At 71.9% G+C, this 15,303-nt stretch carries 9 protein-coding genes; 7 read left to right on the top strand and 2 right to left on the bottom strand.

Annotated elements, in window-relative coordinates; translation table 11 throughout:
• Positions 1-176: 176 nt before the first annotated feature.
• The 5 genes from ACWD26_RS28200 (at position 177) to ACWD26_RS28180 (ending at position 4,679) form a co-directional block, all read left to right on the top strand.
• Positions 177-1,436 (top strand): ATP-binding cassette domain-containing protein, encoded by a 1,260-nt coding sequence (locus ACWD26_RS28200; protein ID WP_451274750.1) that lies wholly within the window; start codon positions 177-179, stop codon positions 1,434-1,436.
• Positions 1,433-2,098 (top strand): ABC transporter permease, encoded by a 666-nt coding sequence (locus ACWD26_RS28195; RefSeq protein ID WP_451274749.1) that lies wholly within the window; start codon positions 1,433-1,435, stop codon positions 2,096-2,098. Before ACWD26_RS28200 ends, ACWD26_RS28195 begins: the two co-directional genes overlap by 4 nt.
• Positions 2,095-2,784, top strand: coding sequence for an ABC transporter permease (locus ACWD26_RS28190; protein WP_451274748.1), 690 nt, complete (start codon positions 2,095-2,097; stop codon positions 2,782-2,784). The genes ACWD26_RS28195 and ACWD26_RS28190 overlap by 4 nt, the downstream gene beginning before the upstream one ends.
• Before the next feature lie 28 nt (positions 2,785-2,812).
• Positions 2,813-3,745: an ABC transporter substrate-binding protein gene (locus tag ACWD26_RS28185; protein ID WP_451274747.1), complete on the top strand. Its 933-nt coding sequence runs from the start codon at positions 2,813-2,815 to the stop codon at positions 3,743-3,745.
• A gap of 97 nt (positions 3,746-3,842) precedes the next feature.
• Positions 3,843-4,679 (top strand): MurR/RpiR family transcriptional regulator, encoded by an 837-nt coding sequence (locus ACWD26_RS28180; protein WP_451274746.1) that lies wholly within the window; start codon positions 3,843-3,845, stop codon positions 4,677-4,679.
• Positions 4,680-4,727: 48 nt separating this feature from the next.
• Here ACWD26_RS28180 and ACWD26_RS28175 read toward each other — a convergent pair whose 3' ends face one another.
• Both ACWD26_RS28175 and ACWD26_RS28170 read right to left on the bottom strand, forming a co-directional pair.
• Positions 4,728-6,467, bottom strand: coding sequence for a protein kinase domain-containing protein (locus ACWD26_RS28175; RefSeq protein WP_451274745.1), 1,740 nt, complete (start codon positions 6,465-6,467; stop codon positions 4,728-4,730).
• A 130-nt stretch (positions 6,468-6,597) separates the two neighbouring features.
• Positions 6,598-9,822: a family 78 glycoside hydrolase catalytic domain gene (locus ACWD26_RS28170; RefSeq protein WP_451274744.1), complete on the bottom strand. Its 3,225-nt coding sequence runs from the start codon at positions 9,820-9,822 to the stop codon at positions 6,598-6,600.
• A 215-nt stretch (positions 9,823-10,037) separates the two neighbouring features.
• On the opposite strand from ACWD26_RS28170, the gene ACWD26_RS28165 reads away from it, so the two are divergent.
• On the top strand, positions 10,038-11,423 hold the full coding sequence (locus tag ACWD26_RS28165) for an SMI1/KNR4 family protein (protein WP_451274743.1): 1,386 nt from the start codon (positions 10,038-10,040) through the stop codon (positions 11,421-11,423).
• Positions 11,424-11,802: 379 nt separating this feature from the next.
• Positions 11,803-15,177: a pyruvate carboxylase gene (locus ACWD26_RS28160; RefSeq protein WP_451274742.1), complete on the top strand. Its 3,375-nt coding sequence runs from the start codon at positions 11,803-11,805 to the stop codon at positions 15,175-15,177.
• The last annotated feature ends 126 nt before the right edge of the window (positions 15,178-15,303 follow it).

The following is a 15,303-nucleotide window of genomic DNA, read 5'->3' as shown; positions in this document are numbered from 1 at the left end:
GAAACTCCGCGCCACCCCCTGACGAAAAGGGGCGCACACGCCGCAGAAGGTGACCAAATCGGGCGTCCCCGGCCCGGTTTCGTGTGAACGTAACGTGCCGTTCACGGAATTCCATTGACTGTCATTCAGTCACCGACAACTCTGCATGACTATATGCAGTCGGGTAAGGGGCAGTCTTGATCAGATTCGACGCGGTGAGCAAAAAATATCCAAACGGCACGACAGCGGTGGACGAACTCTCCCTGGAGCTGGCCGAGGGTGGCATCACGGTCCTGGTCGGTCCTTCCGGCTGCGGCAAGACCACCACCCTGCGCATGATCAACCGCATGGTGGAGCCGACCGCCGGCACCGTGAGCCTGCGCGGCCGGGACATCAGGGAGGTCAACGCCCCCGAACTGCGCCGGGGCATCGGGTACGTGATCCAGCACGCCGGGCTGTTCCCGCACCGCACCATCCTGGACAACATAGCGACCGTTCCGCTGCTGCTGGGCTGGAGCAGGAAGAAGGCACGGGCCCGGGCGGCGGAGCTCCTGGAACTGGTGGGCCTGCCCGCCGAGATGGCCAAGCGCTACCCGAACCAGCTCTCCGGCGGGCAGCAGCAGCGCGTGGGGGTGGCCAGGGCGTTGGGCGCCGATCCGCCGGTGCTGCTGATGGACGAGCCGTTCAGTGCGGTCGACCCCGTCGTGCGGGCGGAGTTGCAGGCCGAGTTCATCCGGCTGCAGAAGGAACTGCACAAGACGATCGTGTTCGTCACCCATGACATCGACGAGGCGATCAAACTCGGCGACAACATCGCCGTGTTCCGCACCGGTGGCCGGCTCGCCCAGTTCGACACCCCCGAGCGGCTGTTGTCCCGGCCCGCCGACGACTTCGTGGCCGACTTCGTCGGGCACGACCGGGGCATCCGCCGGCTGTCCTTCGTCGACGCGGCCGAACTGCCGCTGCGTGACGGCCCGGTGCGGCCGGCCACCACGTCGGTGACCGCGGCCCGGACGGCGGACGAGCCCTGGGTGCTCGTCGTCGACGAGGGCCGGCGACCGCTCGGCTGGGCCTCGGTCGCCGAACTGCCGGAGACCGGCACCCTCGCGGACGCGCCGCTCGCCCCGCTCGGCCACACCTTCAGCCTCGTGGGCGACTCGGCACGGGCCGCCCTGGACTCGGCCCTCCTGTCACCGGCCCGCCTCGCGGTCGGCGTCGACGCCGAGGGCGCGGTCGTCGGAGTGGCGGACGCGTACGAGCTGTCCGCCGGGGTGACCACCGCCGAAACGGCGAAGGAGGCCGCAGTCGAGTCCGGGCCGGCGAAGGGAGCCGCAGCCGTGCCCGGCCCGGCGAAGGAAGCCCTGTCTGAGCCCGCGCCGACGACGAAAGCCCCGGCCGAGCCCGGGCCGGCCGTCGACGAGACCGCCGCCGACACCCCGGGCGGCGGTGACCGATGAGCGACGACGAACCGCTGATCCGGTGGCAGTGGATAGCCGACCACACCGCCGAACTCGCCGACTACACCGGCATTCACCTCAGACTCGGCCTGCTGCCCGTGCTGTTCGGTCTGATCGTCTCCATACCGCTCGGCATCCTGTGCCACCGCTGGCGCTGGCTCTACCCGCCGGTGCTGACCGTGGCCAACATCCTGTACTCGATCCCGTCACTCGCCCTGTTCATGGTCTTCGTCCGCTACACGGGACTGACCGAACAGACGGTGATGATCCCCCTGACGCTCTACACGCTGTCGGTGCTGGTGCCCAACGTCGTGGACGGCCTCGCCTCGGTCCCCGAACCGGTCCGGCTCGCGGCCACCGCGATGGGATTCGGCGCCGTACGCCGGGTCCTCCAGGTCGAGCTGCCGATCGCCGTACCCGTCGTCATCGCCGGCGTACGCGTCGCCGCCGTCTCGTCCATCAGCCTCGTCGCCGTGGGACAGCTGATCGGCCAGGGCGGCCTCGGCTACTACATCACCCGCGGCCTCCAACTCGACTTCCCCACCCCCATCGTCACCGCGATCGCACTGATCATGCTGCTCGCCCTCACCACCGACGCGCTGCTGGTCCTGGCCCAGCGGCTGCTCACCCCGTGGGCCCGGAACAAGGTGACGGCGGCATGAACGACTTCCTGAACCAGATCCAGCTCGTGGCCGACTGGCTGACGTCCTCGGCGCAGTGGCACGGCGACGAGGGCATCCCGCACCGGCTGCTGGAGCATCTCACCTACAGCGGACTGTCGTTGCTGTTCGCCGCCGTGATCGGGCTGACGTTCGGGCTGCTCGTCGGCCACACCGGCCGTGGCACCTTCGCGGTGGCCAGCGTGGCGAACCTCGCGCGGGCGATCCCCACGTTCGGCCTGGTCGTCCTCGTCGTCACGCTCGCCGGGCTGAGCACCGCGCCCGTCCTGGTCGCCCTGGTCGCGCTGGCGGTCCCGCCGATCCTCATCAACACCTTCGAGGGAGTACGGGGAGTGGACCCCGCCACCCGGGACGCCGCGCGCGGGGTCGGCATGACCGAGTGGGAGGTCCTGACCCGGGTCGAGGTGCCGATGGCGCTGCCGCTGATCCTCCTCGGACTGCGGGTCGCCGCGATCCAGGTCGTGGCCACCGCGACCGTCGCCGCCTACCCGGGTCTCGGCGGCCTGGGCCGTTTCATCGTCGACGGACTCTCCCGCAACGACTACGAGTTGGTCATCGGCGGCTCCACCGTGGTCGTCGCCCTCGCGCTGGTCGTCCAGGTCGTCTTCACCGCGCTGCGGCGCGTAGTCGTCTCGCCGGGCCTCAGGGTCTCGGCGTCCAAGTCCTGAGCCCCAGGCTCCGAGAGAGGAAGAAACCATGCGAGGCACGTACCGAGGCGCCGTGTTCGGCCTGATCACCGCGCTCACGCTGACCGCCTGCGGCGGTGGCGGTGACACCAACGACAATCCGCTCACCGGCGACAGCGGTGGCGGCGACGGGAAGTCCATCGTCGTCGGCTCGGCGAACTTCCCCGAGAACCAGCTGCTCGCCGAGATCTACGCGCAGGCCCTGGAGGACAAGGGTCTGAAGGTGACCCGCAAATTCGACATCGGGGCCCGCGAGGTCTACTACGACCAGGTGGTCAAGGGCGGTATAGGCGTCTTCCCGGAGTACAACGGCGCCCTGCTGTCGGTGGCGGTCGACAAGAACAGCACCGCGACCACCACCGAGGACATCAACGCCGAACTGAAGGAGAAGCTCCCCTCGTCGGTGGAGATCCTCGACTCCGCCGCCGCCGAGGACAAGGACTCGGTCTCGGTCACCGCCGAGACCGCCGCCAAGTACAACCTCAAGACCCTCGCCGACCTCAAGCCGGTCGCCAAGGACATGACGCTCGGGGCCGGATCGGAGTTCAAGACCCGCACCCAGGGCGGCGTCGGCCTGAAGAAGGTCTACGGCGTGGAGTTCGGGAAGTTCCAGCCGCTCGACGCGGGCGCCCAGACCACCCTGGTGAAGCTGCTGAAGGACGGCAAGGTCCAGGCGGCCAACCTCTACACCACCGACCCCGCCATCGTCGCGGACAAGCTGGTGGTCCTGGAGGACCCGAAGAACCTCTTCTCCTCGCAGAACGTCACGCCCCTGGTCTACAAGGACGCCGTGAACGACACGGCGAAGGAGGCGCTCAACGCCGTCTCGGCGAAGCTCACCACCGAGGACCTGCTGGAGATGATGAAGAAGCTCGTCAACGACAAGGAGGACGCCGACACCGTCGCCGAGGACTGGCTGACATCCGCCGGCCTCGTGAGCTGACCCGCTCGGCCACGCCCACACCGTCCGCTCCCGCCGCCGCCCGGCATCACGCCGGGCAGCGGCGGGGACCGAGCACGACGACCGGCTGGGAGACCAGATGACCGACGGTGCGTCCGCACGGCTGCAGCAGCTCTTCGAAGGCCGCAGGCTCACCCCGACGCAGCGCCGCATCGCGCACTGCCTGGTCCGGCAGGCGGCGGACGTACCCTTCCTGTCGAGCGTGGAGCTGGCCCGGCTGGCCGGGGTCAGCCAGCCGTCGGTGACCCGTTTCGCGGCCGCCCTCGGCTTCGACGGCTATCCGGCCCTGCGCGCCCGTCTGCGGGAGGTCTCATCCGCCGGGAACGGGCTCGACGGGCGGTCGGCCAACCCCTATCAGCGGGCCGTGCAGACCGAGATCGACAACCTGCGGAACCTGGCGGCCCTCCTCGCGGACCCCGAACCCGTCGAACGGGCCGGACGGCTGCTCTCCGCGTCCCGTCCGCTCCCGGTCCTCGGTCTGCGGGCCTCCGCCGCCCAGGCACGCGGATTCGCCTACTTCACCGCGAAGGTCCACCCCGACGTACGCCTGCTCGACGAGGGCGGCTCACTGCTCGCCGACCGCATCGACGCGGCCCGGCAGGCAGGCGCGGACGCGCTCCTGTGCTTCGCGCTGCCACGCCATCCGCGCGAACTCCTCGACGCCCTCGCCCACGCCCGGGCCGCCGGCCTGACCGTCGTCACCATCGCCGACGGCACCTTCGCCCCGGTCGCCGCCCACAGCGATCTGCTCCTGCCGGCCGCCGTCGGCACCGGCCTGGTCTTCGACACCGTGAGCGCGCCCATGCTGCTGGGGCAGGTCCTCCTGGAGGCGATGTGCGACGCCCTCCCGGACGCCCAGGCACACCTGGAGGAGTTCGACGCGCGGGCCGCGGCGCGCGGGCTGTTCGTCGACTGACCGGGGCGCCGCTCGGGGCACGCCGACGGAAACCGGGGCACGGGCACGTCAGCCGGTGCCGCGCAACGCGACCCAGGTGTCGCGGGCGACGACGCCGTCGGGGTTCAGTCCCATGTCGCTCTGGAAGCTCCGCACCGCGGCCTCCGTCCCGGTCCCGAACTCGCCGTCCGCGTCCCCGACGCCGTACCCGCGTCCGGCCAGCATGCACTGGACCTGCTGTACGCGTTTGCCGCTGTTCCCGAGGCGGGTGCGTCCGTTGCCGGAGTAGTACGTGCAGTCCGAGGACGGGGTCGAGGGCTCGGTGGACTCGTCGGTCGGGTCCGGTGTGGTCTCGGCGGGTGCGCTGGTCCCCGGGGCGGGTGCGGAGGAGTCGGTGTGCCGGCCGTCGTCGGCGGTGCCGGAGTCGGAACCGGGTGCGTCGGTGTGCGTGGAGTCGCCGTCGGCCGAGGCCCGGTCGTCCTTGCCGGACACCTCCTCGACCCCGGACCCGCCGTCCGGGACGGCCGCCGCACCGTCCGAGCCCCCGGTCGCCGGCGCGGAGGCGTCGTCACCGGGCAGCGGGTCGGCCGAAGTCGTCGTATCCCGATGCGGGGAGGCCGTGGTGGCGGGAGGGCCCTGGAGGGTGAGTACGACGACACCGGCGGTCGCCGTGCACAGGGCCACCCCGGCGGCGCCGATCAGCACCCGTTTGCGGCGGGTCCAGGAGCGCGTAGGACGTAACGGCTGTGCCGGTGCGTCGGCGGACGAGCTCGGCGGTGTGTCGGCGGAGGGCGGGGAGGGCCTCTTCAGGGGTTCGGGGCCGGGCTGTTCGAGGGGGAGCCGGCGCAGTGTCTCGTAGGCCCGCTGGCGGGCGAGCACCCTGCCGCCCAGCGGCTCGGGCCAGTCGCACGTCTCGGACGGTCCGGCCGCCTCGCGTTCGAGACCGGCCGCCTCGATCAACTGCCCCGGGGCCGGCCGGTTTCCGGGCTCCTTGGCCAGGCAGGCGGAGAGCAGGGAGGCGAGTTCGGCGTCGGCGACCGCGATCTCGGCGAGTACCTTCGGGTTGGGCTCCTCGAACGCCACCCGGTGCATCACGTCCACGCCGGTGCCGTCACCGAACGGAGCGCTGCCGGTCGCCGCGAAGACCAGGGTGCAGGCCAGGGAGAACACATCCGAGGCCGTGTCGCACTCGCCCGTCCGCAGGTACTCCGGCGACATGTAGGCCGGGGTGCCCACCCGGTTGCCCGTGCCGGTGATGGCGCTCGCGTCGGCGGCCTTGGCGATACCGAAGTCGATGACATGCGCGCCCCGGACGGACAGCAGGACGTTGGACGGCTTCAGGTCCCGGTGCACGATGCCGGCGGCGGAGAGATCGGCGAGCGCCTGCCCCAGCTCCGCCACCAGCCGCCGGACGGCGGCGGCCGGCAGCGGACCGTCCTCGTGCACGGCGGCCGCGAGGTCGAGCCCCGGGAGGTACTCGGTCGCCATCCACAGCAGTTCGTCCCGGAAGCCCGTCCCGGCCAGCCGCGGCATGCGCGCGGTGCGCACCCGGCTGTGCACCGCGGCCTCCTGCTCGAACCGGCGGCGGAACCTGGCGTCCTCCGCGTACTCCGGCCTGATCACCTTCACCGCGACGAGGTCGGGGCCGCCGTCCACGGGGCGCGCCAGATGGACGCGCCCCATACCGCCGCTGCCGAGCAGCCCCAGCGACACATACGGACCGATGCGGTCCGGTTCGCCGGGGCGCGGGGGCAGCACCCCCGCCTCTCGCAGCGCCCGAGCCCTGTCCGCCGTCGAACGCGACGGCACCGGCCGCTGGTCTGACACAACACCCCCGAAATGACTTTTGGCGTACGTCAGTTCGCCCCCAAGGATGTTGAGGCTAGCTCAGCGGGGTCGCGCATTCCGGGTTTCGGCCACTTCCGCCCCGTCAGCCGGTTCAGGAGGCGTCGCGTCGCACCTCCGTCGTGCCCGAGCCGACCGGTCCGACCCGCAGCACGGTGCCCGTGAGATCGGTGAACGACTCGACCTTCACGCGGCCCTCCCCACCGGGTGTCGTCCCCGTCACCAGGTACGCCTTCGGATCGGCGTCCCCGATCTCCACCTCCAGCACGGCACGGGAGTTCGGCGGCACGGTCACCCGGGTCGTGTGCGTGTCCCCGGAGCGGCGCACCAGGACCGAGACGGGGCCGCGCACGGACGGCACGGTTCCCTCCGCCTCGGTCAGCGAGCCGGTCCGGGGCCGGACGCGGAACCCGGCCGCGCCGGGCGCGCTGACCTGGACGCCGAGAACGTGCCGGGCCACGGCGTTCGCGGGCGCGGACGCCCAGGCGTGGGAGAGCGTCATGTTGGACTTCAGCGCCGGGTCCCACGCCTCCGTGACGATGGTCGCCTTCAGCGCGTCCAGCATGTGCAGCCACGAGTTGGTCGCCGTGGAGGTGAGCAGGGCGAGGGCGGCGTCGGAGCGGCCCAGCCGGAACAGTGCGTCGAGCAGGAACTGCGACCCGTACACGCTCACCTTCATGCCGCCCGCCGCCAGGGTGTCGCCCAGTCGGGCCAGCACGTCCTCGTCCAGGGCGTCCGTGACACCCAGCGCCACCGGGAAGGCGGTCGCGTGCTGGGCGCTGTGCGTGGTGCCGGCGCCGTCGACGAAGCGCCCGCCCGCGCTGTCGAGCAGCTTGGCGCGCATGGCCGTGGCGAGGGTGTCGGCCCGGCCGCGCAGGGCGGTCGCGTCGGCGTCCTTGCCGAGGGCCGCCGCGCACTTGGCGAGCGCGTCGAAGGCCGCGTACTGGAAGGAGTTGACCACCGTGTTGACGTTGGTGAACACGTAACCGTCACGGCTGGCGGCGGGCCAGTCGACCAGATCGCCGAGGTTCTGGCTGGTGCTGCCGGGCGCCTTGCGGACCAGTCCGTCGGAGTCCAGGTACGAGGTGAGGTTCTTCGCCGTGAGAAGGTCGTAGTCCTTGGCGAGCTGCCGGTCGTCGCCGGTGGCGAGATAGTCCTCCCACGCGGAGATCGCGCACATCAGCCGGTACTCGGTGGGCCAGGTGCCCTTGCGGACCAGATAGTCGTTCGACCAGCGGGCGAGGGCGTAGGAGCGCTGGGTGCCGTACTCGGAGAGCTGGTTGATCAGCGCGTCGCCCTCGTACGGCCCGCGCTCACGGGTGGGCGTGTCCGTGTAGAGGTCGCCGCGCGTGGCCTCGATGGAGTAGCGGCACAGCTCCCAGACCCGGTCGAGGTCGGCGTCCGAGCTGCGGAAGGAGGCGTGCGAGTCGTGCCAGTCGAGCTTCCAGGCGCGGCCGGTGACGACCGCCTGCGACAGGTCGAGCGTGGTGCGCAGTTCGGCCCAGCGGAAGCCTCGGTAGCCCCAGTGCTCGAAGCGCTGCTCGCCGTCCCGCAGGGTCCACACCTCGCGGTAGGTGTTGGTGGCGCGCAGCTGGTACCTGACCGTGCCGTCGGAGTTCAGCTCCTCGCCGAGCCGTACCTCGACCGTGTCGCCCGCGCCGCCGGTGACCTCCAGGGCCAGTCCGCCGACGATCTCCCGGCCGAGGTCGACCAGCCAGCGGCCGTCGGCGACCCGGGTGACGGAGGCGGGGGTGACGTCGTGAGGCCGTATCGCCTCGATCAGCGCGGGGACGAGGCCGCCGATCTCGGTGCGGACGACCGGCTTGAGCCAGTCGCCGTCGTCGAAGCCGGGCTTCGTCCAGCCCACCGGCTCTCGGCGCAGGTCCCAGTACTCCTGCGGAACGGTGAAGTAGCTGCTGCCCGCACTGCCCTTCGAGGGCAGCAACCCGGCCTGGCGGCGTGCCTTCCAGTGGTCGCCGGAGGCGACGGTCGACCGGCTGCCGTCGGCGTACGTGATCTCCAGCTGGGCCAGGAACTTCTGCTGCGAGGTGGTCCAGCACAGCGCGGCGAGCGCGTTGGCCCTGCCGTCGGCGCGCAGCGTGGAGGTCACGTCGAAGGCCTGGTAGGCGGTGCCGTCGCCGGAGCGGACGGAGGCGTAGCCGATGGTGGTGCCGTTGCTCCACACCTTCGCCACGTACTGCCGGGCCGGATCGGGCGAGGTGGCCGCGACGTACACGATCGCGGCGGCTATCTCCTTGCCGGCCTTCGTCTCGTATTCGTGGCGCAGCAGCGCCCAGGTGTCGTCGGCCCCGTAGGAGGAGAGGGACGAGGCGCCGGTCGGGAAGGCGAGGACGCCGCCGGAGACCGTGCCGGTGGCGAAGGTGCCCTTGTCGGAGGCGAAGTCGTCGTCGAGCAGGACGGTGCCGTCGGCGGCGGTGAAGGTGATCCGGTCGTAGGTCTGGGACTCGGTGAGGCCGTTGCGCAGACCGATGTTCCCGGAGGCGTAGCGGCTGTCGGTCGTGGTGTCCACGACGGTGCCGTTGACGGTGGTGGTGAAGGTGGCGCCCGCCATGGTGACCGCCAGGTCCACCCACTCCCCGGCGGTGACCGCGAACGGCAGCTTCACCTCGCCGAGCACGGTGTACGTGCCGTTCACACAGACGTGCTTGCGCAGCACACCGGTGGTGCCCGCCCGCAGCTGCCACATGTAATTGTTGGCGGTGTTCGTGGCCCGGAACCACAGCCCTGCGGCCACGGCGGTGATCTTCACGCGGACGGTGAGGGTGCCGTCGGTCATCACCGGCCCGGCCGGGACCCAGATCGGCTTCGCCTCCCACTCGTCCTCGACCGACGTGGCCAGCAGGACGGGCTCCGACCAGGCGGAACGCTTCTCGCCCCAGCTGCTGACCCGCCACCAGTAGGCCGTACGGGGCTTCAGCGCGGGCCCGCCGTACGGTACGGCCGTGGAGTCGGCGGACGTCCGCTTCCCGGAGTCCCACACCAGCTCGTCGTCCTCGAAACCGCCCGGGGTGGCCGCCACCTGGAGCTGGTAGGCGCGCTGCACCGTGCCCGCGCGGAAGTCGGGCACCTGCCAGCTGAACCGGGGGTTCTGCCCGGCGCTCGTGCCGAGGGCCCGCGGCAGGAGATCGGCCAGCATCCCGGTCGGCGCGGGCGGCTTCCCGGCGGCGCCGAGCGCGGCCGTCGGGACGGCGGCCTTCGGGCCCGGGGACGCGAAGGCCTGCGGCCCGGACAGGACGACGGAGGCGGCCGCGGTGCCGCCGAGCTGGAGAAGTCTTCGCCGTGAGAGGTCCCGCGCCATGGTGCACCTTCGGTTCGGTGGAGTGGTGAAAGGTTTCATTGCGATGGCCCGGAGGTTAGGGTTCCGCGTCGAACACGGTCAATGGTTGATGCGGGATCGAGCCCACGGGGAATGAAACGATTTAATTGCGCTCCGGCCAGGACCCGGCCCCGGCCAGGACACGGCTGTCCGTGATAATCGCCTCGCCCCGCTCGCCGGAACCACCGGAGGACACCGTGTCCGCACTCCATGACTTCGCCACCTGGGAGCCGTTGTTGAGGCTCCTGTGGGCCGACAAGGCGGAGCGGCTCGCCACACCGGGGGGCCAAGTGGCCGGGCGGATCAGCGTCCACTCGTGGAGCGTGCCCCTGACCCGACTGATGCCGGAGCCCGGGCGTGCCGCTCAGGTCGAGGACATGCAGGCCGAGTGGGACGCGGTGGAGCGGGTGCGGAACGCGCTCATGGAGGCCGATGTCGAGGGCGCCTCGTTCACGCTGGAGGCCTCGCCGGCCGGACGGGCCCTGCTGCGCCTGATCGCTCCGAGCCCCGCCGTGGAGCCCGACGTGGGCGGCCCGCACCCCGGCTCACTGGTCCTCGTCGAGGGCGCCGTCCCCGAGCCCTGGCGCCGCCTGCCCGAACCGACCCCCGACGCGGTCCCGGCCCCGACCGCCGACCCCGCGCTGCTGGAGCGGACGCTCCGCGAGCGGATGCCCGACGCGATCGGCGCCACCGAGGAGGAGCTCGCCGCCACGGAGGAACGCCTGGGCGTCCCGCTGCCCGAGGAGCTCAAGGCGCTCTACCGGGTGACACGGGCACGCTGGGCGGACTGGGACGGCGGCTACGCGGAGGCTGAGGCCCAGTACGAGGCGGTCGGCTGCGAGATCCTCCCCCTGGAGGAGGTGTACGTCGCCGACGCGCAGTCTCGCCCGGCCCTGTGGCGGTTCGGGGCGATGGACGCCGTTGTGACGCCGCCCGACGCCGCCGTGCAGGGACTGGTCGGCTCACCCGGCTGGATCGCCTTCGGGGACAACGGCGGCGGTGACCGGCTGGCCGTCGATCTGACGCCCGGCCCGCGCGGACACGTGGGGCAGATCGTCATCATCGGCCACGAGGAGCACGTCGGCGCCGGCCTGGTCGCCGACTCCCTCACCGACCTGGTACTGCACGGGCGCAAGGAACAGCGCGGCGGCCGTAGCGGGGACGGCGAGCCGCCGGCGACGGTCTGGGTCAACCACGCGTCCGTGCGGAGCGTCGAGGCCGCCGCCCATCCCGGCCTGGAGGCCCTGAGCCTCGGCGTGTGGGACGGCGAGCCCTTCAGCCTCGCCCCCGTCATCGGCCTGCCCCGCCTGCGCACCCTCACCGCCTACCCCGGCACCCTCGCCGACCCCCTGGAGATCGCCCAGCTGAAGAGCCTGGAGTTCCTCGAACTGGCACCGGAGGACTGGCGCCTCCTCCTCGACGCCGGAGCCGTCCCGCGCTCCTTGCTGGCCGCCTCCATCGAGGCGCGCAACGACCGCCCCGTGCTCCCGATCGTGGACCTCGCCAACGAGATCCTCGCGCTCTGGGACCGCCCCCTGATCACCCGGACGGTCCTCGAAGGCGACCTCGGCCCACTGGGGTAGGGCAAGGGGCCGCCGAGTACTGGGCCCGCGCCGGGCCCTACCCATGTCGCTCACGTCCAGGGGCTCGCGGGACTCCTGGACCGACAGCCACCGCGTCAACCGGCCCGGGGGACAGGCCGAGGAGGCGGACCGGGCCTCCTCGGCGAGCGCCAGGGACCGCGCACGCTGCGCCGGTGTGTCCCCGGAGAGCGAGTTGGCGGGCAGGCCGCGTCCCCGGTCGGCTCGGGTCATGCTGCCCCGACCCGGCAGGCCCGCCCCGCCCCGGCCCGTCACGTAGGCCAGAGCTCCGATCACCCGTCAGTGACGGGACTCTCATGGCACGTCGGGCCCATTGCCGCGACCATGGTGTTCCTCACCAGGCAGGCCGAAGGGATCGGGAATGCTCCGCAAGGTACTGGTCGCCAACCGTGGCGAGATCGCGATCCGCGCGTTCCGCGCAGGCTATGAAGTGGGCGCGCGGACCGTCGCCGTCTTCCCCCACGAGGACCGCAACTCGCTGCACCGGCTCAAGGCCGACGAGGCCTACGAGATCGGCGAACCGGGACACCCCGTGCGCGCGTACCTCTCCGTCGAGGAGATCATGCGCGCCGCGCGGCTGGCGGGCGCCGACGCCGTCTACCCGGGCTACGGGTTCCTGTCCGAGAACCCCGAACTGGCCCGGGCGTGCGAGGAGGCGGGCATCACGTTCGTCGGCCCCAGCGCGCACATCCTGGAGCTGACGGGCAACAAGGCGCGCGCCGTGGCCGCCGCCCGCGCCGCCGGCGTACCCGTCCTCGGCTCCTCCGAGCCCTCCACCGACGTGGACGAACTGGTCCGCGCCGCCGACGAGATCGGCTTCCCCGTCTTCGTCAAGGCCGTCGCGGGCGGCGGTGGTCGCGGTATGCGCCGGGTCGAGGACCCGGCGGCCCTGCGGGAGTCCATCGAGGCGGCGTCCCGCGAGGCCGCCTCCGCGTTCGGCGACCCCACGGTCTTCCTGGAGAAGGCCGTCGTCGAGCCCCGCCACATCGAGGTGCAGATCCTCGCCGACGGCCACGGCGACGTCATCCACCTCTTCGAGCGCGACTGTTCGGTGCAGCGCCGCCACCAGAAGGTCATCGAGCTGGCGCCCGCCCCGAACCTCGACCCGGCGCTGCGCGACCGGATCTGCGCCGACGCCGTACGGTTCGCCCGCGAGATCGGCTACCGCAACGCCGGCACCGTCGAGTTCCTCCTCGACCGCGAAGGCAACCACGTCTTCATCGAGATGAACCCCCGCATCCAGGTCGAGCACACGGTGACCGAGGAGGTCACCGACGTCGACCTCGTGCAGTCCCAGCTCCGCATCGCCGCCGGGGCCACCCTCGCGGACCTCGGGCTCTCCCAGGAGACGGTCACCCTGCGCGGCGCCGCGCTCCAGTGCCGTATCACCACCGAGGACCCGGCGAACGGCTTCCGCCCCGACACCGGCCGCATCAGCGCCTACCGCTCGCCCGGCGGCTCCGGCATCCGCCTCGACGGCGGCACCACACACGCCGGTACGGAGATCAGCGCCCACTTCGACTCGATGCTGGTCAAACTGACCTGCCGGGGCCGGGACTTCACCACCGCCGTCAACCGGGCCCGGCGCGCGGTCGCCGAGTTCCGCATCCGGGGCGTCGCCACGAACATCCCCTTCCTGCAGGCCGTCCTCGACGACCCGGACTTCCAGGCGGGCAACGTCACCACGTCGTTCATCGAGCAGCGCCCGCACCTGCTCACCTCCCGGCACTCCGCCGACCGGGGCACCAAGCTGCTCACCTATCTGGCCGACGTGACGGTCAACAAGCCCCACGGCGAGCGGCCCGCGCTCATCGACCCGGTCGGCAAGCTGCCGAGGCCCACCGCCGCCGAACCCCCGGCCGGCTCCAAGCAGAAGCTCGTCGAGCTCGGCCCGGAGGGCTTCGCCCGCTGGCTGCGCGAGTCGCCCACCATCGGCGTCACCGACACCACCTTCCGCGACGCGCACCAGTCCCTGCTCGCCACCCGGGTCCGTACGAAGGACATGCTCGCCGTCGCGCCCGTGGTGGCCCGGACCCTGCCGCAGCTGCTCTCCCTGGAGTGCTGGGGCGGCGCCACCTACGACGTCGCCCTCCGCTTCCTCGCCGAGGACCCCTGGGAGCGGCTGGCCGCGTTCCGTGCCGCCACTCCCAACATCTGCCTCCAGATGCTGCTGCGCGGCCGCAACACCGTGGGCTACACGCCGTACCCGACCGAGGTGACCGACGCCTTCGTCCAGGAGGCCACCGAGACCGGCATCGACATCTTCCGGATCTTCGACGCGCTCAACGACGTCGGCCAGATGCGGCCCGCCATCGACGCCGTACGCGCCACCGGAACGGCCGTCGCCGAGGTCGCCCTCTGCTACACCTCCGACCTCTCCGACCCCGCCGAGCAGCTCTACACCCTCGACTACTACCTCCGGCTGGCCGAGCAGATCGTCGAGGCGGGCGCCCACGTGCTCGCCGTGAAGGACATGGCGGGCCTGCTGCGCGCGCCCGCCGCCACCAAGCTCGTGACCGCCCTGCGCCGCGAGTTCGACCTGCCGGTGCACATCCACACCCACGACACGGCGGGCGGCCAGCTCGCCACCTACCTCGCCGCGATCCAGGCCGGCGCGGACGCCGTCGACGGGGCCGTGGCGTCCATGGCGGGCACCACCTCGCAGCCGTCGCTGTCGGCGATCGTCGCCGCCACCGACCACTCCGACCGGCCCACCGGCCTCGACCTCAGGGCCGTCGGCGACCTGGAGCCCTACTGGGAGAGCGTCCGCCGGATCTACGCCCCCTTCGAGGCGGGCCTCGCCTCACCGACCGGCCGCGTCTACGACCACGAGATCCCCGGCGGCCAGCTCTCCAACCTTCGCACCCAGGCCGTGGCCCTCGGCCTCGGCGACCGCTTCGAGGACATCGAGGCGATGTACACCGCCGCCGACCGCATCCTCGGCCACTTGGTGAAGGTCACGCCCTCGTCCAAGGTGGTCGGCGACCTCGCCCTGCACCTCGTCGGCGCCGGAGTGGCTCCCGAGGACTTCGAGGCCACACCGGACCGGTTCGACATCCCCGACTCCGTCATCGGCTTCCTGCGCGGCGAGTTGGGCACCCCGCCCGGCGGCTGGCCCGAGCCGTTCCGCAGCAAGGCCCTCCAGGGCCGCGCCGACGCCAAGCCCGTCCAGGACCTCACCGCCGAGGACCGCGCCGGACTGGAGAAGGACCGCCGCGCCACCCTCAACCGGCTGCTGTTCCCCGGCCCGACCCGCGAGTTCGAAACCCACCGTCAGACCTACGGCGACACCAGCGTCCTCGACAGCAAGGACTTCTTCTACGGCCTCGGCCCCGGCAAGGAGTACGCCGTCGACCTGGAGCCCGGTGTGCGGCTCCTCATCGGTCTGGAGGCCGTCGGCGAGGCGGACGAACGCGGTATGCGCACGGTGATGTCGACCCTGAACGGCCAGCTGCGGCCGATCCAGATCCGCGACAAGGCCGCCTCCTCCGACATCCCCGTCACCGAGAAGGCCGACCGCTCCAACCCCGGCCATGTCGCCGCCCCGTTCGCCGGCGTCGTCACCCTCGCGGTCGCCGAGGGCGACGAGGTCGCGGCCGGCGCGACGGTCGCCACCATCGAGGCGATGAAGATGGAGGCCACCATCACCGTTCCCAAGGCCGGACGGGTCTCCCGCCTGGCCATCAACAAGATCCAGCAGGTGGAGGGCGGAGACCTGCTCGTCGAGATCGTCTGACACCGCACGCTGTCGAGGCGCCCACGCCGTGCACACGGCGTGGGCGCCTCGACCGTACGGCGGAATCCGCGCCGCCCGTACGCATTCCGTCATCAGCCGCGTCCCGGGACGGCGCGGGCGACTTCG

This window comes from Streptomyces sp. NPDC002787, assembly GCF_053592095.1.
This window is presented reverse-complemented; position numbering and strand designations above follow the sequence as displayed.

Bases quoted from the DNA above. Each gene is read 5' to 3' on its own strand.
- ACWD26_RS28195 (WP_451274749.1), top strand. From the start codon at position 1,433: ATGAGCGACGACGAACCGCTGATCCGGTGGCAGTGGATAGCCGACCAC.
- ACWD26_RS28190 (WP_451274748.1), top strand. From the start codon at position 2,095: ATGAACGACTTCCTGAACCAGATCCAGCTCGTGGCCGACTGGCTGACG.
- ACWD26_RS28185 (WP_451274747.1), top strand. From the start codon at position 2,813: ATGCGAGGCACGTACCGAGGCGCCGTGTTCGGCCTGATCACCGCGCTC.
- ACWD26_RS28180 (WP_451274746.1), top strand. From the start codon at position 3,843: ATGACCGACGGTGCGTCCGCACGGCTGCAGCAGCTCTTCGAAGGCCGC.
- ACWD26_RS28170 (WP_451274744.1), bottom strand. From the start codon at position 9,822: ATGGCGCGGGACCTCTCACGGCGAAGACTTCTCCAGCTCGGCGGCACC.
- ACWD26_RS28160 (WP_451274742.1), top strand. From the start codon at position 11,803: ATGCTCCGCAAGGTACTGGTCGCCAACCGTGGCGAGATCGCGATCCGC.